Annotated in this window: 24 protein-coding genes and 1 tRNA gene; 10 read left to right on the top strand and 15 right to left on the bottom strand. The window is 58.4% G+C overall.

Annotated elements, in window-relative coordinates:
• The first annotated feature begins 7 nt into the window (after window positions 1-7).
• Both ACR0J0_RS11140 and iolB read left to right on the top strand, forming a co-directional pair.
• Window positions 8-1,189: a phytanoyl-CoA dioxygenase family protein gene (locus ACR0J0_RS11140; protein WP_480663927.1), complete on the top strand. Its 1,182-nt coding sequence runs from the start codon at window positions 8-10 to the stop codon at window positions 1,187-1,189.
• A 49-nt stretch (window positions 1,190-1,238) separates the two neighbouring features.
• Complete coding sequence (gene iolB / locus ACR0J0_RS11135; protein ID WP_480663925.1) at window positions 1,239-2,045, top strand: 5-deoxy-glucuronate isomerase; 807 nt, start codon at window positions 1,239-1,241, stop codon at window positions 2,043-2,045.
• Window positions 2,046-2,070: 25 nt separating this feature from the next.
• On the opposite strand, the gene ACR0J0_RS11130 is transcribed toward iolB, so the two are convergent.
• The 3 genes from ACR0J0_RS11130 to iolC are packed head-to-tail and all read right to left on the bottom strand — an operon-like array spanning window position 2,071 to window position 4,733.
• A complete protein-coding gene (locus ACR0J0_RS11130) occupies window positions 2,071-2,910 on the bottom strand; it encodes a class II fructose-bisphosphate aldolase (RefSeq protein WP_480663923.1) in 840 nt (279 codons plus the stop codon).
• A complete protein-coding gene (locus ACR0J0_RS11125; protein WP_480663921.1) occupies window positions 2,907-3,743 on the bottom strand; it encodes a 5-deoxy-glucuronate isomerase in 837 nt (278 codons plus the stop codon). The genes ACR0J0_RS11130 and ACR0J0_RS11125 overlap by 4 nt, the downstream gene beginning before the upstream one ends.
• 9 nt (window positions 3,744-3,752) lie before the next feature.
• Window positions 3,753-4,733 carry a 5-dehydro-2-deoxygluconokinase gene (gene iolC / locus ACR0J0_RS11120; RefSeq protein WP_480663919.1) on the bottom strand — a complete coding sequence of 327 codons (981 nt, stop codon included), beginning with the start codon at window positions 4,731-4,733 and terminating at the stop codon, window positions 3,753-3,755.
• Between the two features lie 115 nt (window positions 4,734-4,848).
• Here iolC and ACR0J0_RS11115 point away from each other — a divergent pair, with 115 nt between their 5' ends.
• Together ACR0J0_RS11115 and ACR0J0_RS11110 are read left to right on the top strand one after the other, a co-directional pair.
• Window positions 4,849-5,952, top strand: coding sequence for a Gfo/Idh/MocA family protein (locus ACR0J0_RS11115; protein WP_480663917.1), 1,104 nt, complete (start codon window positions 4,849-4,851; stop codon window positions 5,950-5,952).
• Window positions 5,953-5,990: 38 nt separating this feature from the next.
• Entirely contained in the window at window positions 5,991-7,124 is a 1,134-nt protein-coding gene (locus ACR0J0_RS11110; RefSeq protein ID WP_480663915.1) for a Gfo/Idh/MocA family protein, read from the top strand.
• Here ACR0J0_RS11110 and ACR0J0_RS11105 read toward each other — a convergent pair whose 3' ends face one another.
• Window positions 7,125-8,123: a LacI family DNA-binding transcriptional regulator gene (locus ACR0J0_RS11105; RefSeq protein ID WP_480663913.1), complete on the bottom strand. Its 999-nt coding sequence runs from the start codon at window positions 8,121-8,123 to the stop codon at window positions 7,125-7,127.
• A 138-nt stretch (window positions 8,124-8,261) separates the two neighbouring features.
• Window positions 8,262-8,337, bottom strand: a tRNA-Val gene (locus ACR0J0_RS11100).
• Between the two features lie 240 nt (window positions 8,338-8,577).
• Here ACR0J0_RS11100 and modA point away from each other — a divergent pair.
• From modA to modC, 3 genes are read left to right on the top strand one after another with little or no spacing between them, the layout of a single operon-like run.
• The gene (gene modA / locus ACR0J0_RS11095) at window positions 8,578-9,330 is read left to right on the top strand and encodes a molybdate ABC transporter substrate-binding protein (protein WP_480663911.1); all 753 of its coding nucleotides are present in this window, start codon (window positions 8,578-8,580) and stop codon (window positions 9,328-9,330) included.
• Window positions 9,331-9,334: 4 nt separating this feature from the next.
• The gene (modB, locus tag ACR0J0_RS11090; protein ID WP_239338730.1) at window positions 9,335-10,027 is read left to right on the top strand and encodes a molybdate ABC transporter permease subunit; all 693 of its coding nucleotides are present in this window, start codon (window positions 9,335-9,337) and stop codon (window positions 10,025-10,027) included.
• Window positions 10,024-11,121 (top strand): molybdenum ABC transporter ATP-binding protein, encoded by a 1,098-nt coding sequence (gene modC, locus ACR0J0_RS11085; RefSeq protein WP_480663909.1) that lies wholly within the window; start codon window positions 10,024-10,026, stop codon window positions 11,119-11,121. Before modB ends, modC begins: the two co-directional genes overlap by 4 nt.
• Here the strand turns inward: modC and ACR0J0_RS11080 are convergent.
• Both ACR0J0_RS11080 and ACR0J0_RS11075 read right to left on the bottom strand, forming a co-directional pair.
• The gene (locus ACR0J0_RS11080) at window positions 11,118-12,029 is read right to left on the bottom strand and encodes a Hint domain-containing protein (protein ID WP_480663907.1); all 912 of its coding nucleotides are present in this window, start codon (window positions 12,027-12,029) and stop codon (window positions 11,118-11,120) included. The genes modC and ACR0J0_RS11080 overlap by 4 nt on opposite strands.
• 1 nt (window position 12,030) lies before the next feature.
• On the bottom strand, window positions 12,031-12,543 hold the full coding sequence (locus ACR0J0_RS11075; protein WP_480663905.1) for a toxin-activating lysine-acyltransferase: 513 nt from the start codon (window positions 12,541-12,543) through the stop codon (window positions 12,031-12,033).
• Window positions 12,544-12,732: 189 nt separating this feature from the next.
• Between ACR0J0_RS11075 and ACR0J0_RS11070 the strand changes: the two genes are divergently transcribed.
• Entirely contained in the window at window positions 12,733-13,143 is a 411-nt protein-coding gene (locus ACR0J0_RS11070) for a hypothetical protein (RefSeq protein WP_480663903.1), read from the top strand.
• Between the two features lie 4 nt (window positions 13,144-13,147).
• Here the strand turns inward: ACR0J0_RS11070 and hemF are convergent, their stop codons facing one another.
• The 4 genes from hemF to clpS are packed head-to-tail and all read right to left on the bottom strand — an operon-like array spanning window position 13,148 to window position 16,215.
• Window positions 13,148-14,032, bottom strand: a complete 885-nt coding sequence (gene hemF / locus ACR0J0_RS11065) for an oxygen-dependent coproporphyrinogen oxidase (protein ID WP_480663901.1) — start codon at window positions 14,030-14,032, stop codon at window positions 13,148-13,150.
• A 5-nt stretch (window positions 14,033-14,037) separates the two neighbouring features.
• A complete protein-coding gene (locus ACR0J0_RS11060) occupies window positions 14,038-14,838 on the bottom strand; it encodes an SDR family NAD(P)-dependent oxidoreductase (protein ID WP_480663899.1) in 801 nt (266 codons plus the stop codon).
• Window positions 14,839-14,875: 37 nt separating this feature from the next.
• On the bottom strand, window positions 14,876-15,841 hold the full coding sequence (locus ACR0J0_RS11055) for a class I SAM-dependent methyltransferase (RefSeq protein ID WP_480663897.1): 966 nt from the start codon (window positions 15,839-15,841) through the stop codon (window positions 14,876-14,878).
• 32 nt (window positions 15,842-15,873) lie between these two features.
• Entirely contained in the window at window positions 15,874-16,215 is a 342-nt protein-coding gene (gene clpS / locus ACR0J0_RS11050) for an ATP-dependent Clp protease adapter ClpS (protein WP_480663895.1), read from the bottom strand.
• A 93-nt stretch (window positions 16,216-16,308) separates the two neighbouring features.
• Here clpS and ACR0J0_RS11045 point away from each other — a divergent pair, with 93 nt between their 5' ends.
• Entirely contained in the window at window positions 16,309-17,010 is a 702-nt protein-coding gene (locus ACR0J0_RS11045; protein ID WP_480663893.1) for an HAD family hydrolase, read from the top strand.
• Window positions 17,011-17,292: 282 nt separating this feature from the next.
• Window positions 17,293-18,684 (top strand): D-alanyl-D-alanine carboxypeptidase family protein, encoded by a 1,392-nt coding sequence (locus ACR0J0_RS11040; protein WP_480663891.1) that lies wholly within the window; start codon window positions 17,293-17,295, stop codon window positions 18,682-18,684.
• Between the two features lie 55 nt (window positions 18,685-18,739).
• Here the strand turns inward: ACR0J0_RS11040 and ACR0J0_RS11035 are convergent, their stop codons facing one another.
• The 4 genes from ACR0J0_RS11035 to ACR0J0_RS11020 form a co-directional block, all read right to left on the bottom strand.
• A complete protein-coding gene (locus ACR0J0_RS11035) occupies window positions 18,740-19,987 on the bottom strand; it encodes a hypothetical protein (protein WP_480663889.1) in 1,248 nt (415 codons plus the stop codon).
• A 144-nt stretch (window positions 19,988-20,131) separates the two neighbouring features.
• The gene (locus ACR0J0_RS11030) at window positions 20,132-20,893 is read right to left on the bottom strand and encodes a LamB/YcsF family protein (RefSeq protein WP_480663887.1); all 762 of its coding nucleotides are present in this window, start codon (window positions 20,891-20,893) and stop codon (window positions 20,132-20,134) included.
• Between the two features lie 12 nt (window positions 20,894-20,905).
• Window positions 20,906-21,904, bottom strand: a complete 999-nt coding sequence (locus tag ACR0J0_RS11025) for a 5-oxoprolinase subunit C family protein (RefSeq protein WP_480663885.1) — start codon at window positions 21,902-21,904, stop codon at window positions 20,906-20,908.
• On the bottom strand, window positions 21,904-22,656 hold the full coding sequence (locus ACR0J0_RS11020) for a 5-oxoprolinase subunit B family protein (RefSeq protein ID WP_480663883.1): 753 nt from the start codon (window positions 22,654-22,656) through the stop codon (window positions 21,904-21,906). The genes ACR0J0_RS11025 and ACR0J0_RS11020 overlap by 1 nt, the downstream gene beginning before the upstream one ends.
• Window positions 22,657-23,132: the final 476 nt, after the last annotated feature.

Genomic DNA, 23,132 nt, shown 5'->3' with positions numbered 1-23,132 from the left:
ACGTATCATGGTAAGTCAGGAACTAGATTTCGTCGGTTATTTCGACCGGGAATCCTGTGATCTGGATGAATTCAAGGTGTTGACCTCGCAGAGCCTGGTAACCGAGGCGGTGCCACATGCCGCCGCAATTAAGAAGAATGTCCCGATTTACGACATGCACGCGTTGCGCCCCGCGCTGGAGGATGCAGGCTCGCGCAGAGTTCTGTTGGCGGAGTGGGGCCGTGTTCTGGGCAAATCGGCCGGAGTAATCGCGCTAAAGGGAGCGTTCGCAGATACATCCGTAATCGACCGTGCAAGCGATGTTTTTCGCCAGATCATCGTAGAGGAACGTCAAAGCGGCGCCGGGGAAGGTGATCACTTTGCTGCCTCTGGTGCGAACGACCGGATCTGGAATGCGCTGCAAAAGCAGTGCCTACGCGACCCCGAAGGTTTCGCGCTCTATTTCGGGAACACCGCGATCGCGGCGGCGTGTGAGGCGTGGCTGGGGCCAAATTATCAGGTCACCGCTCAGATTAATCAGGTGCGTCCGGGCGGTAAAGCGCAACAGGCGCATAGGGATTACCATCTGGGGTTTCAGAGCGCGGACAGGGCAGCGCTTTATCCTGCGCGGGCTCATCTGGTTACGGCATCACTGACGCTGCAAGGCGCCGTTGCCCATTGTGACATGCCGGTGGAAAGCGGTCCAACCAAGCTGTTGCCGTTTTCCCAATTGTATCCGCCGGGCTACCTTGCGTTCCACGACGAGAGCCATCGGGTCCATTTCGAAGAAAACTGCATTCAGTTGCCGCTGGATAAGGGAGATGCCGTTTTTTTCAACCCCGCGCTATTTCACGCAGCGGGGGAAAACCGCAGCGTCGATATCGACCGGATGGCCAACCTGTTGCAAATCTCATCCGCTTTTGGACGCGCGATGGAAGCCGTTGATCGGCGATCTATGTCCGAGGCGGTCTTCCCCTCGCTTGTCGCGTTGAAACAGCGTGGTGAACTGGCTGGAGCCGAGCTGGACGCAGCCATTGCCGCCACGGCAGAGGGTTACCCCTTCCCGACCAATCTGGATACAGATCCTCCGATCAATGGCAACGCTCCGGAAAGTCAGGCTGATATTCTGCGTCGGGCCGTTTCCGAAGGCTGGACCGAGGTGCGGTTGTCCGAGGCGCTCTCGGACCTGCGAACAAGGCAAGCTGCCTGAATTCAAGACCCGGTGGGCCATTCAGGCCCGCCCAATAAGGAGAATGCACATGGCAGACCTGCTGAAAAAACCGTTCGGAACCCGGGGCAAGGTGCACGACATTACACCGGCCAGCGCCGGCTGGCGCTATGTCGGCTTCGGTCTTTACCACCTGAAGCCGGGGGACACAGCCAGTGAGGTAACCGGTGATCGTGAGGTCATCCTGGTCATGGTCGAGGGTAAGGCCAGGATCACCGGAGCAGGGCAGGATTGGGGCGTTCTGGGTGACCGGATGAATGTGTTCGAGAAGACGCCGCCGCATTGCCTGTACTTTCCGAATGGCACCGACTGGACGGCCGTGGCCGAAACCGATTGTGTGATCGCCGTGTGTTCAGCGCCGGGCAAAGGTGGTCACGAGGCGCGCCGGATCGGGCCGGAAGGTATAACCCTGACCGAGCGGGGAAAGGGCGTGAATACGCGCTACATCAACAACATTGCGATGGAAGCCGAGGACTACGCCGACAGTTTGCTCGTGACCGAAGTCTTTACGCCGAACGGTCACTGGTCGTCCTACCCAAGCCACCGCCATGACGAGGACGACTATCCCCGGATCACCTATCTGGAAGAGACCTATTACCACCGTCTGAACCCGGCCAACGGTTTTGGCATTCAGCGGGTCTACACTGATGATGGCCAACTGGATGAAACCATGGCTGTTTCGGACGGAGACGTCGTGACTGTCCCGCGCGGCCATCACCCTTGCGGTGCGCCTTACGGGTTCGAAATGTACTATCTGAACGTCATGGCCGGACCGCTGCGGAAATGGCGGTTCGTCCCGGCCCCCGAAGTCGAATGGATTATGGAGCGGGACGGATAGTCGAAACCGATCCCGCCCCAAGGATTTACCCTTGCGGCGGGGCTCCAAAGGCGCGGATCACCATGCGGGCTGCGGCCTCAACCGGGTCATGGGTTTCTTTCAGGATCGTCACGCGATCGAACCGTTCCGGATCTCGGTTGACCGCCTCGCGCAGGGCATTGCCAAACGCCATACGCAACTCAGTTCCGATGTTGAACTTGCAGATCGATGTTTCGCGCGCCAACCGGCTACGTTGTTCTACCGGCACGCCAGACCCGCCGTGAATGACCAGCGGCACATCGGTCGCGGCGTCGATTTCTGCAATGCGAGCCTCGTCCAGCCCGCCCTCTTTGTTTTGCTGTAGGTGGACGTTGCCGACCGAGATGGCCATTGCGTCCACGCCGCTTTCACGGGCGAACTTTGCGGCCTCGGACGGATCGGTCCCGTTCGACCCTTCACCGCCGGAATAGCCCACGAACCCGATCTCGCCTTCGCAGGATATACCGGCCGCATGTGCCATTTCGGCAATGGCGGCGGTTTCGTCGATATTCTGTTGCAGGGGCTTGCGCGAGCCGTCGAACATCAGCGATGTGAACCCGCTGTCCAGCGCGATCTTGCAGTCCTCGAACGTGTAACCGTGGTCCAGATGGGCCGCGACCGGAACCGAGGCGTTCTCGGCCAGGTGGCGAAACATCTTACCCAGAATGGGCAGCGGAGTATGCTCGCGGCAGCTTGGGCCTGCCTGCAGGATCACTGGTGCGTTTTCAGCCTCGGCTGCGGCCACATAGGCTCGCATGTCTTCCCACCCAAGGGTGACGAGGCCCCCGACGGCGTAGCCTTGTTCGTATGCCGGGGTCAGAACGTCTCTGAGAGTGACTAGGGTCATTTGAACTTGGCAATCATGTCTTTGATGCCCGGGATCGTTTCGACCTGATAGGCATGGGTGGGCTGGAAAAACTGGACCAGAGAGCGCTGCGTCAGGCCGCCGAGGATGGTGAAATAATACATCTCGTACCCCGGCAACACGCAGCAGGGGTGGTATCCCTTGTCGATGCAGATCGTTGAGCCGTCGACGATGTGATACGCATCGCCTGGCTCGTTGTCCTCGCGCTGCAGCATCTGCAGGCCGGACCCCCAGTTGGGTTTGAAGCGGAAGTTATAGGTCTCGTCGTGCCGGGTTTCGTCCGGCAGACGGTCGGTGTCGTGCTTATGGCTAGGGAAGCCGGACCAACCGCCCTGACCAACGGTGAACAGCTCACTGACCAGCAGGCGACCGACCTTGTCGTGCTGTTTCTGGCCGAGGATGTGCTTGATCTTGCGATGAGTTTTGGTGTCGTCGCTGCCGTATTGAACCAAATCATGTTCACGCACGTCGAACGGATCCAGCACCTTGTCGTGCTTGGCGCCCGCAATGAAAACTTCGGTTTCATCTGACACGCAGACCAGTTGGACCTTGGCACCGACCGGCACGTAAACACCTTCCGGGTCGCCGTCCCAAACGTCTTCGCCCCGGTTGCCCAATTTGGCAAAGTGTACCCCTTCGACGTCAACATCGACGCTGCCGGTGGCGGGAACGATGCAGGTCTCATAACCCGGCACCTGATACTCGAACGCTTCGCCGTTTTTCAGTTTGACGATGTTGAAATAGTTCAGCGGCACCGTGGGATCGTCCGCATCGACGATGGGTTTGTTCTGATTGTCATAGGGTGCGATATGCATGGGAGTCTCCTATGTCGTAGGGCCGGGATGGGAGGCGAGAAACGCGTCCAGTTCCGGTATTGTTGGCATGGCCGGGGCACACCCGGGTTTTGATACGACAATTGATGCGCAGGCCGAGCCGCGCATGACGGCGTCTTTGAGCTGGCTGCCCGCGGCGATTGAGGCCAGCAGGCCAGCCATAAAGCTGTCGCCAGCACCATTGGGTTTGACGGCGGTAACCGGATAGATGCCGGTTTCGATTTCCTGTCCGTCCACCAACGTGACTGCGCCTTTTTCGCCCATCTTGTAGATGACGATACGCCCCGGTTTTGCTGCCAGTTCCTTTGCCTTGTCCAAGCCCTTTTCGATGCCTCCGGCCATAAATCCGAACTCTTCGTCATTGCCGACGATCAGGTCGCTGGCCTCGCCCGCACGCGATAGAACCTCTGCTGCGACTTCGGGTGATGGCCAGCTGTAGGGGCGGTAGTCGATGTCGAATATGATCGGCAAGCCTGCCTTGCGGGCGTTGTCGAATGCGCGAAACGTGGCGCTGCGCGACGGTTCCGAGGCGAACACTGTTCCGGCCGAGATCACCGCCGAGAACTTGTCGTAGTCGACCTTATCCATATCGCCCTCGGTCACCTGAAAGTCGACGGCACCGTTGCGATAGATAACATTCTGGAAATTCTCGATCCGGCTTTCATAGACGGCAAGTGACATACGGTATTCGCCACCGACGACCCGGATGTAAGAGGTGTCGACGCCGTAATGCGCCAGCTTGTTCATGCAGAACCGGCCTACGGCGTCATCTGAGACCGAAGTGATCAGCGACGCCTGGCTGCCCAGTTTGACCAACCCGGCGCAGATATTCGCAGACGATCCACCCAGATCGGCGTGGAACGTGTCGGCGTCTTCGCTTTTGACGCCAACAGGGTCTGCGTACACGTCCATGCCCGCACGGCCAAAGACCGCAAACCGGTTTCCTTTGATACCGTCTATCAAAGCGCTCACGTCGTCACCTCCGGCAAAAAGGGGCTGGCAAGGATCGTTGGTCCTTGCGTTGAATCGATTCACACGATACTGATTTTGCAACCGGTTGCAAATACATTGTTCGGAGCCGTGACAGATGCCTGAAATCGGAATTGGAATCGTTGGTGGCGGCTATATGGGCAAGGCTCATTCGGTCGCGATGTCTGCCGTCGGCGCGGTGTTCAATACTGCGTTGCGACCGCGTCTTGAGATGATCTGTGCGTCCAGCCCGGAAAGCGCCGAGCGGTATCGCGCGGCTTATGGTTTCCGACGCGCGACCGAGGATTGGCGCGTGCTGGTCAACGACCCGGCGGTCGAGGCTGTGGTGATTGCCTCGCCACAAACAACGCATCGACAGATCGCAGAGGTGGCGTTTGCGCTAGGCAAACCAGTCCTGTGTGAAAAGCCGCTTGGTTCGTCGCTGGAGGACGGTCAGGCCATGGTTGCAGCGGCTGAGGCGGCCGGTGTCACCAACATGGTCGGGTTCAACTATGTGCGTACCCCGGCGACCCAGTTCGCGCGCCAGCTGATTGCGCAGGGTGAGCTGGGGGACATAACCTGGTTCCGCGGCGAGCATACCGAGGATTTCTATGCAGACCCTGAGGCTCCGGCCACATGGCGCACAACCGGAATGGCCAACGGTACGATTGGCGATCTGGCTCCGCATATGGTCAATGGCGCCATGGCTCTGATCGGGCCGATTGTCGAGGTTATGGCCGAAGTGGAAACCGTTCACCACGAGCGTCCCGGCGGCCCGGTGACCAATGATGACCACGCCCAGATCATGTGCCGCTTCGCCAGTGGCGCGATGGGAAACATTTACGTCAGCCGGATATCGACGGGCCGAAAGATGGGCTATGCCTATGAAATATCAGGTACAAAAGGCGCCATCCGGTTCGATCAGGAAGATCAGAATGCCCTGTGGCTCTATCGTTGCGAAGGGCCTGAGGCGGAAAGAGGCTTTACCAAGATCCTGACGGGTCCGGCCCATCCGGATTATGAGCCGTTCTGCCAGGGACCCGGACATGGGACCGGATATCAGGACCAGATCATCATTGAGGCCAAGGACTTCCTTGAAGCCATCCATACCGGAAAAGCGATCTGGCCCACATTCCGCGACGGGCATGAGGTCAACTGCGTGCTAGCTGCGGCTTTGAAGTCGTCAGAGCAACGCCAGTGGCAACAGGTCAGCGGGCTCTGAACACTGAAAAACGAATACACCTAAGAGAGACGAGAACCATGGCAAAGTTGAAATGGGGAATGATTGGTGGTGGCGAAGGCAGCCAGATCGGACCAGCGCACCGATTGGGCGCATTGGCGGACGGGATGTTCGAATTCGCCGCCGGTGCGCTGGATCACCGGCCCGATGTCGGTCGCGAATATGCCCAAAGGCTGGGCGTTGCGGCAGACCGCGCCTATGGCGACTGGCAAGAGATGCTGGCAGGCGAAAAAGACCGCACGGATCGGATTGATCTGGTGACGATTGCAACGCCGAACTCGACTCATTTCGAGATCGCCAAGGCGTTTCTTGAGGCCGGATTCAACGTGCTGTGCGAAAAACCCATGACCATGACAGTGGAAGAAGGGGAAGAGATCGTGCGCGTGGCCGAAGCCTCGGGCAAGATTTGTGCAGTGAACTACTGTTATTCCGCTTATCCGATGGTCCGACAGGCCCGTGCAATGGTGCGGGCCGGGGAAATCGGCAAAGTCCGGCTGGTTGTGACAAATTTCAGCCACGGCCACCACGGCGACGCAACCGACGCCGACAATCCACGCGTCCGCTGGCGCTATGATCCGGCGATGGCGGGTGTATCGGGACAGTTCGCCGACTGCGGTATTCACGCGTTGCACATGGCCAGCTTCATCAGTGATGATGAGGTGAAAACCCTGTCAGCCGACATGGCTTCGACCATCTCAAGCCGTGAATTGGAAGATGATGCGATGATCAACTTCCGCACAGAAGGCGGCGCGGTTGGCCGGTTGTGGACCTCTTCCGTGGCCATCGGGCGTCAGCACGGCTTTGACATTCAGGTGTTTGGTGAAACTGGTGGTCTTCGCTGGGCGTCCGAGCAACCCAATCAGCTGATTCACACACCCGTTGGCGGCCGCACGCAGATCATTGAAAAGGGCGAAGGTGGGCTGCACGACGAAGCGCAGCGCCTGTCCCGTGTCGCCATCGCGCATCCCGAAGGGTTCCCGCTAGCAGTTGCAAACATCTATTGCGATCTGGCCGACGCGATTCAAGGAGAGGTCCGGGACGGTCTTCCAACGCCATCCGATGGGGTTCGTTCGATTGCGGCGGTCCATGCAGCGGTCGCTTCGTCCAAGGCCGACGGCGCCTGGACGGACGCGCGCCCACCGATGTTTCGTTGATTATGGGCGGGGCCGCAGCGTGCCTCGCTCGATTACGCGACAGGGAAAGATCCGTGCCTCAGGATAGCGCTGCGGGTCTTTCAGCATTTCCTCGACCAGATCGACCGAAGACGTGATGATCTGCTTGATCGGCTGGTGAATCGTCGTCAGATTCACGCTCTCCCAGCGGGACATTTCCATGTCGTTCAGGCCGATTATTCCGATTTCTTCGCCGGGCTTCAGGCCATGATCCGACAGGGCGGATAGCGCCCCGATAGACAGGATGTCGTCGCCGCAGAAGTACCCGTCTGCCGGTTCATCCTTTAACAGCTTCAGCATTTCCTCGCGCCCGGCCTCGAAAGAATACGCGCCTGCAAAAGAGTGAGACACTTCGAGATCGGAATGTTTCTCGACCTCTTCCATGAAGCCGCGATACCGATCCATGGACGAGGTCGCATCCTTGGGCCCGCCCAGATACCCAACGCGCCGATACCCGCGTGCCAGTAGTTCCCGTGCTGCCATCCGACCGCATTCGACGTTGTCGATTCCCACAACGTGGACTTCTGGCGACGTGGCCGAGCGTCCGAACGTGTGCACGACAGGAACTCCGGCGTCGTGGAACGCTTTTGCAAAGCTGGGCGGCAGGGTGGACGAGGCAACGATCGCGGCGTCGACCGAGTATTGCCGCAGCATTCGAACCGAGTTGGCTGGTTCCGTTTCATCGGTCAGATTCACGATGAGGGGACGCAGACCCCGTTCCTGTAGAGCCCGAGTGAACTGGTCGAACACCTCAAGGAAAATGGGGTTGTGGAAGTTGTTGGATATCAGCCCGATCAACTTTGTACGGCCGGTCGTCAATGAAGAAGCCAGCGCATTCGGGCTATACCCCAGTTCTTGCGCGGCCTTTTCCACCTTGCTCCGTGTTTTGGCTGAAACGGACGCACCCTCGGTGAATGTTCTGGAAACGGCAGACCGCGAAACACCGGCCAATGCAGCGACGTCTTTTAAGGTGACACTCATGATTGGCGCCCGCGGTTCGGGGTATGGCTGATACGTGAATTCATGGTGAAAATACTATGCACTATTGCATCAGACTTGCAATCGGTTGCAAAGTGGCAATCCGTGTGACGCGAGGCCCTGCGATACATCTGAGGAGAATGGTGGGTGATGAGAGACTCGAACTCCCGACATCTTCGGTGTAAACGAAGCGCTCTACCAACTGAGCTAATCACCCGTGACGGTGCATGTAGCCAAGCCTGCGCCCGGGCGCAAGAGGGTGTGACACAATTTCTTTGTTTGAGATTGAAATGATCCCTGAACCCGGTTTGACCGGGGGTCTGCGCTTTCGGCTCAAGTTCAGCATTGCCGATGTTTGCAAAGTCGCTTGCGTGTCACCTGCCGCCTCAGATATCCCCGGAGGGACTGCAACTTTCCGGTTGGGAGTAGAAAGATCCTGTCCCACGCGCGCCGAGTTTTGATCGCGGCCCTGGTCCTGGGCGTATTGACGCTGGCTCCGCTTCGCGCGGGGGCTGAGGGGATATTGGTATTTGCCGCTGCCAGCCTGAAAAACGCATTGGACGAGGTTGCCGCCAATTTCGAGCAGCAGACGGGCCACGAAGTGATCGTCTCATATGCGGCTTCGTCTGTTTTGGCACGACAGATTCAGTTGGGTGCTCCGGCGGACCTGTTCATCTCGGCCAATGAAGACTGGATGGATGTTCTGGAAGAACAGGACCTTATTGACACGGACACCCGTGTGGACCTTCTGGGCAATGGGCTGGTTCTCATCGGCGGCGCTGATCGTTCGGATCTCGGCGAGATGAGCCCCGAGGTCGATCTGAACACGGCACTGGATGGAGGGTATCTGGCTATGGCTCTGGTCGACGCTGTTCCGGCCGGGATTTACGGAAAGGCGGCGCTGGAAAGCCTGGGGCTGTGGAAAGGCGTGCAGGGTCAGATCGCGCAGACCGACAACGTGCGTGCAGCACTTGCGCTTGTTGCGGCGGGGGCCGCTCCGCTGGGGATCGTTTATCGGTCCGATGCGCAGGCCGAGGACAGGGTGCGTGTTGTTGCGGAATTCCCATCAGATTTGCATCCTTCCATTGTCTACCCTGCGGCTGTGACGAAAGTAGGCGCACAGGACGCGCAGGTTTTTCTGACACATCTGCAATCTGAGGTTGCCCGGGCCATTTTTGAAAAGCAGGGTTTTGCCCTGCCGAACGGGTAACTGCATGGGTTGGCTGGGACCTGCAGAGCTGGAAGCACTGAAGCTGTCGCTGCGTGTGTCGTTTTGGGCTACCCTGGTGACATTGCCGTTCGGAGTGTTCGTTGCCTATGCGCTGGCCCGCTGGCGGTTTCCAGGTCGGCAGGTGTTGAACGGGCTGGTGCATTTGCCCTTGATTCTGCCGCCGGTGGTGACCGGTTATCTGCTGCTTCTGACCTTCGGAATTCAGGGGCCGTTGGGCAAGCTGCTAGCCGAATTCGGAATCGTCGTTGCTTTCCGTTGGACCGGGGCGGCGCTGGCTGCCGGGATTATGGCTTTCCCGCTTATGGTGCGGGCTATCCGCCTGTCTATTGAGGCCGTCGACCCCAAGCTTGAGCAAGCGGGCGCGACGCTTGGTGCCTCGCGTCCGCTTGTGTTCGCTACGGTTACCTTGCCCATGATCCTGCCCGGCGTCATCGCGGGTGCGATCCTTGCCTTTGCCAAGGCGATGGGAGAGTTCGGTGCCACAATCACATTTGTCTCGAACATACCTGGCCAGACCCAGACGTTGCCGTCTGCCGTCTACGCTTTCCTGCAGGTGCCGGGTGGCGAAGCTGCGGCGACCCGGCTGGTTGTGATCTCAATTGTTATCGCCATGGGGGCGTTATTACTGTCCGAGTTCGTCGGCAGGCGCGTTGCGGCTCGGGTGGCCGGATCATGAGCCTGTCTGTCCACCTGCAGCATGACCTGCCCGACATCAAGCTGGATCTCAGCTTTGACGCCCCTCCCGGCGTGACGGTTCTGTTCGGGCGTTCGGGATCGGGAAAAACAACCGTCGTCAACGCAGTTGCCGGACTGCTGAGGCCAAAGGCTGGGCGGGTGTCTGTAGACGGGTGGGATCTGTTCGACACGGATCGGGGCCTCTGGTTGCCGCCGCACAAACGGCGACTGGGTTACATCTTTCAGGAAGGCCGTCTGTTTCCGCATCTGACCGTTCGCCAGAACCTTTTCTATGGGCAATGGTTTGCGCCAAGGGGCGCGCGGCGTGAAAACCCGGACAAGGTGATCGAAATGCTGGGGATCGGGCACCTTCTGGATCGCCGTCCTGCGGGATTGTCTGGTGGCGAAAAGCAACGTGTCGCCATTGGCCGCGCCCTTCTGGCCAGCCCGCGCCTGATCTTGGCGGATGAACCGCTGGCAGCTTTGGACGACGCGCGAAAGGCTGAGATTTTGCCCTATTTCGAACGGTTGCGGGATGAAGTCTCGGTGCCGATTCTTTACGTCACCCATTCGGCAGCCGAGGTTGCGCGACTGGCCACGTCGGTTGTGGCGTTGCAGGACGGCAAAGCGCTAAGGCACGGTCCTGCCTCGGAGGTTCTGGCGGATCCATCGGTCGCTCCGGCCGGTGTTCGGGCAGTCGGTGCTGTGCTTCAGGTTCGGGTGGCCAAGCACCATTCGGACGGGCTGACCGAACTGGACGCGGGTGGTGCCCAGTTGTTTCTGCCGCGCATTCCACATGAGGTTGCTGAAGAGTTGCGCATCCGTATTCCGGCGCAAGAGGTCATCCTGTCCAGCAAACGCCCCGAAGGGTTGTCTGCCTTGAACGTTTTGCCGGGCACCGTCGACACAATCCGCGCGGGCGAGGGGCCGGGGGCGATTGTGTCGGTGAAAACGCCTGCTGGCACCATTCTGGCGCGTGTTACCCGGCGTTCGGTCGACGCGCTGGGATTGGCCCCGGATAAACCGTGTTTTGCGGTTATCAAAACGGTTGCGTTGGCGCCTCAGGACGTCGGCGGGCACTTGGGCGGACACTAAGCCAGCGCACGCACCTCGAATTCACGCAGGATCAGGCGGGCGGCGCGTCCAAAACCCATGCCGTCTGGGGCAGGTGTGTCGGGGAAGATGGCGGAAAGCTCCTGCAATGCGTCTGATGACAGGGTGTATAGGGATTCTTCACCCAGAAACAGGCTTTCGGCCAATGCTCCATCGGCCGTCAGTATCTCGTGATTGTCCAGTAGGATGTGAAAATACTCGACCGGATCGTCTGTGGTTTCAATTGCGATACCAGGCCAGGAACACAGATGCTTGGCCGCAACCAAGGCTTCGGGTGCGCCGAACAGCAGCTCCACTTTCGGCCCACTGACCAGAATGCGGTGTTGCTGTGACACCAACAGATCCCGTTTTGGCCGCCCCGCTCCCAAGCTGCCCGATTTGATCCGAACGGGACGCATCGCGGGGTTGTCTCGTAACCGGTCTGGGGGCAGGGCGCTGCTTTCGATCCAACGGATCGGTTGCGGGCCATTGTCCTCGGTAAGCACATAGTCGCCAACCGAAAGGGTCTCGATCCGTCGCGCGCCTTCCTCTGTGTCGATTATGGTACCCGCTGTAAAGCAGACTCCTTCGATCGTGATCGTTATATTCTGCTCACGTACGAAACCTACTGGCCCAAAAAAACCACTGTATTCGCCCGTTACCTGAACCGTGAATGTATCCTCGACGGTCTCGTTAAAATCGAGACTATCGAAGAAAGTGGGGTCGACCGTATAGGTCCATTCTCCGTTAGGAAGGATGCTGGCGGTTCCGAAAGCTGGTTGCGATGAGATAGTCCATTCCTGTGAAAGAATGGTAACGTTGCTATCCAGAACCAGGTCGCCAGTCTCCTGGTTTGGTGGGTCGCCGGTGACATTGCCGGTTGTGTCGCCAGTGATAGTGATTGAAACCATTCTACATGCCCTCTCCCGCCAGAATCCGCTCGAACTCTTGCTTGCGATACAACTGCATGTGTACTTCGCCCGCATCGTCGCGGGTCCATTCCACGATCCGGTTTCGCGACATGTCACTGTCCATCCGGTTCGTACGAACCCGCGGATGGGGGATGCTTTTCTTCAGCATATCTACAATCTGATTGGTTTGTCCGAACGGAGCAACCAGATCTACGATCCAGAATGAGTTGCCACTGGTGAAGTCTTTATCGGTCAGAGGTTTTTCCTCGACCGCATATCTGTACTCTGCCTCTGCGCTGAGCCCAGCGAATGTTACGAACCCGCGTGGGAAGCCGTTTTGCCGAAAGATGTGGTATTGCCCCAACCGGAGCGGAGTTTCGAAGGCATAAAGAACCTGAGCGAGACTGCGTTTCTGATGGGCTTTGGTCAGACCCGCCAAATAGAACATGGCACCGAAATCCGCGTATTTTTCGGGCGGGATGTCAAACCAGTCTTTAGGAAACGCTTTGCTCAATACAATCCCCTGCCTAGTACAGCTCTGGATTTTAGTTTCTTGTTGCCCGGAAATATACTTTTTTGGCCGTGTGGGTACAGTCTGGGGCGTTGATGGTCAAATCCAAGACCGATGTGCCCCGGCTTTACTCAGCCCAATGGCCGACTATGATCTTTGGATAGTTCTGTTTAAAAAATGGGTATTGCGACTATGCGAGTTTTGAAAATGGCCGCCGTGGCAACAGTGATGCTGTGGCCGGGATTCGCGCAGGGAATCGGGTTTGGTGTTGGTGTTTATCCGGCTTTTCAAACCACCGTCACGCCACTGAAAAATGGGGATTACCAAGTCTCTGTTAGCGGGTCGTCCGCTCCGGTTTCCTATTGGTGTGGTATTGGCGACTTTGCCATTCGCACGCTCAGGACCAAGGCAACGCAGCGCATCTATATCACCCGTGCCTATGAAAAACAGACCCGCACAGTGCAGTTCTCTTTAACTCCGCCCGAAGGGGTCGATACCACTCCGGGCTATTCGGTCACCGTGAAACGCGTGGGCGAGAACATGTCTGCGGGGTCCGCTCAAGGTTATTGCTGGGACAATTTCATGGACTTTGGCTTCCGGTAAGTCATCAGACCCATTTGGCCAATGGCGGCAGGCTCATCAGTACAGCATCCGGATCATGGCCGGTTTCCAGCCCGAATTTCGTGCCCCGATCGTAAACGAGGTTGTATTCCGCATACAGGCCCCGGTGCACCAGTTGCGTGTCTTTCTCGGCCTCTCCAAAGCCCTGCACCCGGCGTTTTTCGACCAGTGGCAGGAAGGCCGGCAGAAACGCGCGGCCGATATCCTGAGTCAGCGCGAAATCCGCTGCCCAGTCTCCGGTGCAATAGTCATCCATAAAGATCCCGCCGACGCCACGGGCGCGCTTTCGGTGCGGGATATAGAAGTACTCGTCTGCCCAGTCCTTCAGGCGGGGGTAATGACCTAACCCATGCGGGTCCAGATGCGCCTTTTGGGTGGCGTGGAAATGCGCCGTGTCCTCATCATATTCGATGCACGGGTTCAGATCTGAACCACCACCGAACCACCATGCGTGCGGTGTCCAGAACATGCGGGTATTCATGTGAACGGCTGGAACATGCGGGTTACGCATATGCGCAACAAGGGAAATGCCCGAGGCCCAGAAACGCGGATCTTCCGTCATCCCCGGGATACCCTTGCGCGCCGCCATGGCATGCTGCGCGCGTTCGCCAAGAGTTCCGAAAACGGTCGAGACATTGACGCCGACCTTTTCGAATACCCGTCCGCCGCGCATCACAGACATCAATCCGCCGCCCGCATCGGAGCCGTCATCCGATTGGCGTTTGGTCTCCTTGACCTCAAACCGCCCGGGCTTGGCATCCGCGAAGGGCCCGGTGTTGTGGGTATCTTCAAGCGCCTCGAAGGCGGTGACGATTTCGTCGCGCAATTGGCGGAACCAGGTGGCGGCGGTTGCTTTTTCTGAATCAAACATGGGGATTAGTGTGCAGGGGCTGCAACGGGGTCCAGCAGGGTGCGGCCGCCGTCAATTGTCAGGATTTGGCCAGTGATGAACCCGGCGGCGTCCGAGGCCAGGAACTGCGCCGTTTCGGTCAGTTCATTCGGAGCCGCGATCCGGGCGAGTGGTGTGTGTTTTTCGATATCGTCCCGAAAATCTCGGTTCTCTTTCAAGGTGGACTGCAGCGAGGCACTCATCACCGATCCAAGCGCGATGGAGTTGACGCGAATTCGGTTAGGGGCCAAAGCCACTGCCAGCGATCGGGTCAATTGATCCAGTGCCGCCGTGGACACGGAATAGGCCATCAGGTCTGGGTGCGTACGCCGCGCAGCAATCGAGGACAAATTGATGATTGATCCGGCGGGGCCTTCGTCATCGTCACCTGCCTGTTTGATCATTCGTTTGGCGACCGCCTGGCTTAGACGCAGGGCGGGCATTAGGTTCTGGTTAAGCAACGAACGGACCGAGTCATCCTCGGTGTCCAGCGGATCGGACGGGATCACCTGTCGTGCGCCATTGATCAAAATATCTACCTGATCAAAGGCATCAAGCGTAGCTGACAGCAGGTTCGCAATGGTCAGCTTTTCCCGCAGATCGCCAGCGAAGAACCTGATATTGCTGTCGTCCGCCTGTTCGCCCAGTTCTTCGGCCAGCCGTTTTTCATCCATGTCGGCGAACATGACGTTGGCTCCTGCCTCCGCGAAATGGCGCCCGATTGCCAGTCCGACGCCGTTGGCGCTGCCTGTGACGATGGCTGTCTTGCCGGCGATGGAAAAGGACATGCGTTGCCTCCTGATTTGCGGTGCAGATTAACCGGGATCACCGTCGAGGGCGAGAGGCGTGAAACACCTTGAACCGATTGTCGCCGGACGCTTCGTGAACCTGTGCAAAATTCTCGGTCAGCGTGACCTCGTAGGGCAGGTGCCGGTTAGCAACCATCCACAGGTTGCCGCTGCGGGTCAGGTTTCGAGCGGCGGATTTGATAAAGCCCTGACCCAATTCCGGGTCGGCAGCGCGCGAGGTATGAAACGGTGGGTTCATGATCACCGTGTCCAGCGGTTCCGGCGCGGTCCAGGTAATGGCGTCGGCCCAGTGAAACTGAGCACAGGTATCGGCCAGATTGGCGCGTGCGCAGGTCAGGGCGATGTGGTCAGCCTCGACCAAGTGCAGTGTGCGTGGGTTGGCTATCTTGAGCACTCCGGCCGACAGATACCCCCAGCCTGCGCCCAGATCGGCGATCCGGGCACCCAGCTTGTCGGGCAGTGATTTCAGCAACAGCGCCGAAGCCGGATCGATTCCATCAGCAGAAAATACACCGGGCGCGGTGCGAAATCCGTCGACGGTCTGCACTTCGGGCGCGGACCAGTCGGCAAACGCTTCGGGTGCGGATCGGAACCAGAAGATCTTGCCATGCGCCTTGGCAATGGGCCCTTCGACATCGACGCGTTTGCGGATGTCTTTCAGCAGGCTGTCCACCCCATCGGTTTTGGCCCCGTCGATAATGATCTGCCCGCTTGCACGTTGACAGGCCTGATACACCATGCTCCGCGCCAGAGCCTTGGCGCGAGGTAGGATCACGATGGCATCCTGACAAGGCTCATGAGATTCCGGCGTGGCCGCAAAACCCTGTTGGGCAAAGTGGTCGTGAAACGGCTTAAACGGCTGCACCACCTGCGTGTCGTGTGGCAATGTTGACAGTTCACTGGCCAGCGTCGGCCCCAAAACGGTCAGTGGCTGCGACAGCTCAAGGCCGCTTTGCAAGGCAAGGTCTAGGCGAGGGGACATCGGCAATTTCGCAAGAGAGGGTCGCAATGACCTTACTCTTCACGTTCCATTGTGCATTGCAGGGGGTGCTGGTGTCTGCGGGCGAAATCCATGACCTGGCCCACTTTGGTCTCGGCAATCTCGTGGCTAAAGACGCCTACGACGGCTACGCCCTTTTTATGGACAGTCAGCATAATCTCAAACGCCTCGGCATGGGTCATGCCAAAGAACCGCTCCAACACATGCACCACGAATTCCATTGGGGTGTAATCGTCATTCAGCAGCAGCACTTTGTACAAAGGCGGGCGCTTGGTCTTGGGGCGCGTCTGCACCAACAGCGACGGGTCACCGTCGTCGTCCGGTTTGTCAGACATCATCCATTGGTATTCAGTCATTGCGCGCCTTTGTCCGATTCAGGCTTCGGTTTGTCTGGTCGGTTATATAACGTGCAGGGGGTCAGAGAAAAGAGCCAGCAGGACGTAATCGAAATGGAAAAAACGCTGACCACGGTTGGGTTCGATGCGGATGATACCTTATGGCATAACGAACGGTTTTTCCAGCTGACACAAGCGCATTTCGCCGAATTGCTGGCTGATCACGCCGATCGCGACCACCTGATGGACCGGCTGTTGGCGGCGGAAAAGCGCAATATTCGGCACTACGGGTACGGAATCAAAGGGTTCACTCTGTCGATGATCGAAACCGCGATCGAAGTGACCGAAGACCGGGTTCCATCCTCGGTTATCCGTCAATTGATCGAGGCCGGACAGGACATGCTGGCCCATCCGATTGAACTTTTGCCGCACGCGCGAGACGCCGTTGAGGCGGTGGCGGAAACGCATCGGGTGATTCTGATCACCAAGGGAGATCTGATCGATCAGGAAAGAAAGCTGGCGCAGTCCGGCCTTGGCGATCTGTTTGATGAGGTCGAGATCGTGTCCGAGAAATCGGAACAAACCTACCGCGATATCTTTGCGCGACATGGTGAGGGGCCGGAAACTGCAATGATGGTGGGCAATTCGATGCGATCCGACGTGGTTGCCCCGATTCAGGCCGGGTGTTGGGGCGTCTATGTTCCGCACGGGCTGGTCTGGGAAATCGAGAAGGCCGAAATACCGGCGGGTCATCCACGCTATAAAGAGCTTCGAGATTTGGGCGATCTGGCGGAGTATGTTCAGCGCCTGAGTTGATGTTGCCAATTGGCCGCAGTTTTTGAAAAACGACTTGAGGTCAGGGATTTCCGCGCGCCGACCCTGTGGATTTAGTGGTTCGCCGCGCCCTGTGGCCCATATGTGGTGTCCGGCGCGGGGAATAACGAAACAGCGAAATTGAACGCTTTCGGTTTATTTCATTGGGTCTCTGTGATACCGTTGAGGGTAATAAAACAAAATTGGTGCTGACCGGGAAAACCCGGCGGCCAGAGGTAGACAGAGGCAAAGATCGTGCAGGTTCGGCGGACAGTTCCGGCCCGAATGGGCTTATTTCTTATAGCATTCTTGTGGCTGCTCTCCTTTGCGCCGTTGCAAGGGATAGCAGCACCATATGCGGCGATGGTCATCGACGCACGAACCGGAGAGGTTCTGCATTCGCGCAACGCAGACACAAGGCTGCATCCGGCATCACTGACCAAGATGATGACGCTCTACATCGCGTTCGAAGCGGTGCGGAATGGCGAGATCACCTTGGACACTCCGGTTCGAATCACAAAAAAGGCGTCGTCCGAACCCCCCTCGAAACTAGGCTTGCGTACCGGGCAGACGATTGCGTTCCGCTATCTGATCCGCGCGGCTGCGGTGAAGTCCGCAAATGACGCGGCAACGGCCATCGGGATTGCAATCAGCGGGTCCGAGGCCGCATTCGCCCGCCGCATGACACGTACCGCCAAGGCAATGGGCATGAGCCGCACGACCTTCAAGAACGCACATGGCTTGACCGAGTCCGGCCATTTGTCCACCGCGCGGGACATGACCACGCTGGGGCGGCATCTGCTTTATGATTACCCGCAGTATTACAACCTGTTTTCGCGCCAATCGACTCATGCAGGGATAAAGACGGTCCCCAACACAAATCGTCGCCTTCTGGCTGCCTACAAAGGTGCGGACGGAATCAAAACCGGATACACGCGGGCCGCTGGCTTTAACCTGGTTGCATCGGCCAAGCGTAAGGACGAACGCATCATCGCCACGGTTTTTGGCGGGCAATCCGGTGCGTCTCGCAACGCCAAAGTGGCAGAGTTGCTGGACATGGGATTCCGCCGCGCCCCGTCGCGCGCGCCAATCCGTAAACCCGCGCGCCCGGCATATGCCGGAAATGTAGGGCTGGGCGACGCAGTAAAAGTCGCGAGTCTGGTCGGCGCACCGAAGAACAGCCTGCGGCCGGTCCTACGCCCCGGGCCGGGAGCAGCTGTTCAGGTGGCAGGCACGGTGGCGGAAACCGCCGCCAAGAACGGTGCTCGTATTCAGAATGGAATCGCCGCAGCCATTGCGGCCGCCGACATCCAACCGGCTGGCGACGGGGACGCACCGCGTCCGGCTGCACGCCCGGAAGACCTGGTTCTGGCCTCAACCGACCCGGCAGCGCAACCAGAGCCGGAACAAGAGATTGTAACCCGACTGTCCACATCAGGCGGACGCCTCTGGGGCGTCAATGTGGGCCGCTATACCACCCGATATGAGGCGGAAAAGGTTTTGCTGAAAACCGCGCTATCGGAAATGACCACTCTGGAAGGCACGCTGCGCAAGGTGAACCAAAGCTCGCGCGGCTTTGATGCGACGTTCCAGGGCATGACCCGTGAACAGGCCGATCTGGCCTGTCGCCGGCTTCAGGCCCGGAACGTCACTTGTTTCATGATCGGGCCGTCATAAGGCTCGACATACTCTCCTGAACGGATCTGGGCTGCGAGGCAACTCGCAGCCTTTTTTAATCAAAGACGTGGCCGTGTTCGTACTGTTCGTCCTGACCCGCCGCAGCAGTCAGGGCCGCCACGTTGTCCTTGGTGAAGAACCCGTCATAGTGGTGGCAGCGTTCGATATACTCGGTGATCAGCAGGGTGTATTTCGAGTGTTTCGAGAAAATCTGCTTGAGGTTCGGGTCGTCCTTACATTCACCCACCACGTGGGCCAGGAACGGCACGCCCTTGTCCTTAAGCGTGTTGACCACGAAATCGACGTTCTTTTCGCCCGCGCCATGATCGCCGTCCTGGATCTCGACGGCCATATGATGCAGGCGGCGCCCAAAGTTCCGCACGAAATCCTCGGTCGGCATGGGCAGCTGTTCGAATGAGTTCACAAAGGATGGGGTGTTGTTGGCGGTGAAGACCTTGGCAGGGGATTTCTTGTCGTCATCCACATTCGCGTTCCGGTTCACATTGGTCGACGAGTTCATGTCGAAGATGTTGTACGCGCCCCAGAAATAATAAGGAACCATTGTCAGGAATTCGAGGATCGCGTCCTCACGCTCGCCCGCCAGAATCCGCGTGGCCAGATGGTCGATCCCCAGCATTAAGGGTGCGATCTTGCTGTCCGCCCCAAACGCCGCCGCCTGATCCAGCCGTGCCTGTTCGTCGTCGCTCAACAATACCCGGTCTCCAAGGCCCAAACTATCGGGGTCGTTGAAGTCCAGCGTCGAATAGCCGACCCGGTTACACGTGAAATCCGACGGCGTGGTAAAGCGAAACCCTTCCATCGTGTAGAATGGATTCTCAGTGTCGCCCTTATACTCGAACCGGATGTTTTGATCTTCCAGCGTTTTGCTGAGGGTGTTCAGGTCCCTGGCGCCAAACACCTCTCCAACATATCGGGTCTGGGGCGTGTTTCGAGCCAGCGGGTACATGCGGTTGATGCGAGGGATAAAGTCCTCGAATGTCGGGCTCAGCGGTGCCATCACGATCATTGCCGGATAGTCGGCATGTGAGTGCAGCACCGAAAACCTGTGGGTCTGCCCCAGATAGCTGGCTGTATGGCGATAGGGCGTCATGACATAAAGCTCGAGCAGGGTGTCGAACACCGCATCCGCCTCGACCTGTATCACGATCGCCCTCATGGGGCCGACCTGTTCGGCCACGCCCGAACTGTTGCGGCGTTCATAGATCATCGGCAGGTATTCGTTGAAGAATTCCGAGTTCTTCTTGTCACCGCGCGGTTCGTAAGACTTCAGATCAAAAGACATTGGCCAACCTCCTTGCCCATACCAATCCGGCATGGCGTTGCTTGGAATTGTGGTATTCAGAACATGCACTTGCAGGCATGCTAGGGGCTGAATCCCGTGCAGGCAACAGTAAGAAAGTGGGTCGTTGAGCTTACGATTGCCTGTCTAACGGGTGAATTTTGTCACTTCGACACCGCCGTCAATCAGGTTCTCCCGGACCGAACGGGCAATTTGAACTGCAGTGGGGCCATCGCCGTGAAGGCAAATTGTGTCGATGGATGTGTCCAGCCGTTGCCCACTTTCGGTGATGATGGCGCCTTCTCGCACCATGTTCAGGATGCGGGGTCCGGCGACTTCCGGGTCGTGGATGATTGCGCCGGGCAGGCTGCGGTCTACCAGAGTGCCGTCGTCGTTATAGGCGCGGTCGGCAAAAATCTCTCCGACCCATTTGCATCCCAGGTCGCGTACGGCCGCTTCCTGTTTGGTGACAGCCAAAACCATGATGATGATATCCGGGTCGACATCCAAAGCGCCCTGGTAACAGGCCCGCGCCATATCAATGTCGACCGAGCACATATTAGCCAGCGCCCCATGCAGTTTCAGATGCCGTAAATTCGTACCGACGGCTGCCGCCATACCTTGGGCTGCGCCCAGTTGATAACGCACGAGATTGCGCAGGCTATTGTGCGGCACTTTCATGTTGCGCCGGCCAAAGCCCTGCAGGTCTGGAAATCCGGGATGTGCCCCTATGCCGACACCGTTGTCAGCGGCCAGAGTCATTGTCTTTGCCATGACGTCCGGGTCCCCTGCGTGGAAACCGCACGCGATATTGGCCGAAGTGATGATCTTCAGCAGGCTTTCGTCATCGCCCATATTCCAGGGGCCAAAGCTCTCTCCCATATCGGCATTCAGATCGACGCTTGGCATCGGCAACTCTCCTTAGTCGGCGGCAGAGATCATTCCGCTTATCAATTGGTAGGACAACAGGTCCGGGATGTCATGCGGGTCACGGACCAATGGTTCGATCCGCGTGGGCAACTTGGCCAGCTCTGCCTTGTAGGCGGCTTGCAGCACAGTGGCTTCGTCCAGTGGCACGAACTGAAATCTGACATTTACGCCGACCGGTGTCTGCGCCGCCCGCGGCAGGTCGCAGGGCAGGACGGTCGCGATGCGAGGATACCCGCCGGTGGTCTGGCATTCGGGTAACAGGATGAACGGGTTCCCTGTGCCTGTCATCTGTATGTCCCCAGGGGTGATGACTTCGGACAATATGTTCAGCTGCCCTTTGGCCGCGAACCCTTTCCCATCACTATCCAGCTGCATCCCCATTCGGTTGGCTCTGCTGCCGCGCTGAAATTCGGTCTGGGTAAAGCGGTTCAGAGTGTCCGTGTCGAACAATGGGGTCTGAAAGCTGGCGACCACACGCAGAACACCGCCGGAAAACCGGTCATCGGGCGGAAGCTTCATGGCGGTTGTGCAGGGTTCACCGTGGGCGGGCAAAGTATCTCCGGCCTGAACGGCCTGACCAATTTTGGCCGTCAAATGCGCCGAGCGTGACCCCAGGAATTCTTCCGAGGCAATTCCGCCGCCTACATGCAGGTAGCCATAGTTCCCGCGCGTCGCAGCGCCAATCGTCAACCGCTGCCCCGCTTCCATATGGTGAGACGCATTCCAAACGACTGGCGATCCGTCAATGCTGGCCTGCATCGTCGCGCCGGTCAGGGCAATGCCCGTCGGTTGCGTCGCCTCGAACTCCCCACCCAGGCCCGCCATCTCCAGCGCCGCAAGCTCGGGGCTTTGACCCAACAACGCCGCGCCTTCATGCAAGGCGAGCAGATCTGCAGCCCCGGAACGGGAAAGCCCTTGATCCAGATATCCGGTGCGCCCCTGATCCTGTATCGTGCAAGCCGGACCGATGCGGTGGACGATCAAGCTCATCACACGATCTCCTCGCAGGTGGCCCCACCTGATCCGTCCGCGTCATTGGCACGGATGGCTTCCAACTCGTCGCGGGACACTGACAGGAATTGCATCTCGTCGCCCGGTCTTAACGCGAAACTCTGCGCTGCCTCGGGACGGAAACAGCGAAAAGCCGTTTGGCCCACGTGCCGCCATCCGGTCGGCGTGGGCCCCGAGAACAGCACGAATTGAGAAATGGCCAAAACCAAAGCCCCCTCGGGCACCATCGGTGTCAGTTCCTTCAGCCGCGGAATGTTGAACTCCGGCCCAAGCGGGCCAAGATACGGCTGACCGGGCGCAAAGCCGATGGTCAATACGCGAACCCTCGTTTCACCGAGGCGCCTTACAGCCTCGGCCGGGTCCAGTCCTGCGGCTGCCGCGGCCTCATCCAGTTGCGGCGCAAGTTCACCGCCATAAACCGTAGGGACGCGCCACAGTCTGCGGCCCAAGGGCAGTGATGCCTCAAACCAGTCTTGTTGCTTCAATAGGCGCTGCACGCGATCCCGGATCTCGGCGTGGGTTAACTTGTCCGGGTCGAACCGGACATAGGCCGATGCCAGAGATGCGGAGGTTTCGAGAATGCCGTCCCACGAGGCTGAATCGATTGCACCGCGAAAAGCCAGCGCCGCACGGTTCGACGGTTCGGCCATCGTATCGGCGAAGGAAATCAGAAGGCCGTCAAAACCAACGGTGCTAATGCGAGGAAAAGTGTCAGCGTGTTTGGATATCATATTGCGGTAAGCCTGGGCATCTCTAATTGGCGACCTCACAGCATCCTGCGCGAATGCGCAAGAGTCGGGGTTACGAGATGTCTTCTCTGTGAACCTGAATCACGTCTCGGAACCGGAAATTTCCCAAAATCCGACTCATTGGGATAATGACGACTCGGTTGAGTCTTGTGGTCGAGTGCGGGCGTTGGACTATATATAGCGTGGGGCTTGAATGCGACGCAGTAAGGGTAAAGGCGCCCTCGGCCGAGAGCGGTCTAATTGGAGCTTCTAAGTGGTCATCGGTCTTATTTAATTGTTTGAAATCATTAAACTAATTAGGAAAATGCAAAAAAATCGTTCAAGACGTCATTTTTCGGTTGCGGAGGTATGCGGTTATCCTTAGAACCCCCTTCACCGGCGCTGCTGAGGCGCTGGGGGCGCACCGGGGAGACGGTGGGACGGGCCGGAGAGACGGTTGAGACGCTCAGGAGAGACTG

Source organism: Ruegeria sp. BF12, assembly GCF_056538705.1.
This window is presented reverse-complemented; position numbering and strand designations above follow the sequence as displayed.

What these genes read in the sequence shown, in the direction of transcription:
- clpS (WP_480663895.1), bottom strand. Translation starts at nt 16,215, where the DNA reads ATGACTGAATACCAATGGATGATGTCTGACAAACCGGACGACGACGGT.
- hemF (WP_480663901.1), bottom strand. Translation starts at nt 14,032, where the DNA reads ATGTTTGATTCAGAAAAAGCAACCGCCGCCACCTGGTTCCGCCAATTG.
- modC (WP_480663909.1), top strand. Translation starts at nt 10,024, where the DNA reads ATGAGCCTGTCTGTCCACCTGCAGCATGACCTGCCCGACATCAAGCTG.
- ACR0J0_RS11115 (WP_480663917.1), top strand. Translation starts at nt 4,849, where the DNA reads ATGCCTGAAATCGGAATTGGAATCGTTGGTGGCGGCTATATGGGCAAG.
- iolB (WP_480663925.1), top strand. Translation starts at nt 1,239, where the DNA reads ATGGCAGACCTGCTGAAAAAACCGTTCGGAACCCGGGGCAAGGTGCAC.
- ACR0J0_RS11045 (WP_480663893.1), top strand. Translation starts at nt 16,309, where the DNA reads ATGGAAAAAACGCTGACCACGGTTGGGTTCGATGCGGATGATACCTTA.
- ACR0J0_RS11060 (WP_480663899.1), bottom strand. Translation starts at nt 14,838, where the DNA reads ATGTCCTTTTCCATCGCCGGCAAGACAGCCATCGTCACAGGCAGCGCC.
- ACR0J0_RS11020 (WP_480663883.1), bottom strand. Translation starts at nt 22,656, where the DNA reads ATGATATCCAAACACGCTGACACTTTTCCTCGCATTAGCACCGTTGGT.
- ACR0J0_RS11055 (WP_480663897.1), bottom strand. Translation starts at nt 15,841, where the DNA reads ATGTCCCCTCGCCTAGACCTTGCCTTGCAAAGCGGCCTTGAGCTGTCG.
- ACR0J0_RS11080 (WP_480663907.1), bottom strand. Translation starts at nt 12,029, where the DNA reads ATGGTTTCAATCACTATCACTGGCGACACAACCGGCAATGTCACCGGC.
- ACR0J0_RS11025 (WP_480663885.1), bottom strand. Translation starts at nt 21,904, where the DNA reads ATGAGCTTGATCGTCCACCGCATCGGTCCGGCTTGCACGATACAGGAT.
- modB (WP_239338730.1), top strand. Translation starts at nt 9,335, where the DNA reads ATGGGTTGGCTGGGACCTGCAGAGCTGGAAGCACTGAAGCTGTCGCTG.
- ACR0J0_RS11110 (WP_480663915.1), top strand. Translation starts at nt 5,991, where the DNA reads ATGGCAAAGTTGAAATGGGGAATGATTGGTGGTGGCGAAGGCAGCCAG.
- ACR0J0_RS11125 (WP_480663921.1), bottom strand. Translation starts at nt 3,743, where the DNA reads ATGCATATCGCACCCTATGACAATCAGAACAAACCCATCGTCGATGCG.
- ACR0J0_RS11140 (WP_480663927.1), top strand. Translation starts at nt 8, where the DNA reads ATGGTAAGTCAGGAACTAGATTTCGTCGGTTATTTCGACCGGGAATCC.
- ACR0J0_RS11035 (WP_480663889.1), bottom strand. Translation starts at nt 19,987, where the DNA reads ATGTCTTTTGATCTGAAGTCTTACGAACCGCGCGGTGACAAGAAGAAC.
- ACR0J0_RS11070 (WP_480663903.1), top strand. Translation starts at nt 12,733, where the DNA reads ATGCGAGTTTTGAAAATGGCCGCCGTGGCAACAGTGATGCTGTGGCCG.
- ACR0J0_RS11030 (WP_480663887.1), bottom strand. Translation starts at nt 20,893, where the DNA reads ATGCCAAGCGTCGATCTGAATGCCGATATGGGAGAGAGCTTTGGCCCC.
- ACR0J0_RS11040 (WP_480663891.1), top strand. Translation starts at nt 17,293, where the DNA reads ATGGGCTTATTTCTTATAGCATTCTTGTGGCTGCTCTCCTTTGCGCCG.
- ACR0J0_RS11130 (WP_480663923.1), bottom strand. Translation starts at nt 2,910, where the DNA reads ATGACCCTAGTCACTCTCAGAGACGTTCTGACCCCGGCATACGAACAA.
- ACR0J0_RS11105 (WP_480663913.1), bottom strand. Translation starts at nt 8,123, where the DNA reads ATGAGTGTCACCTTAAAAGACGTCGCTGCATTGGCCGGTGTTTCGCGG.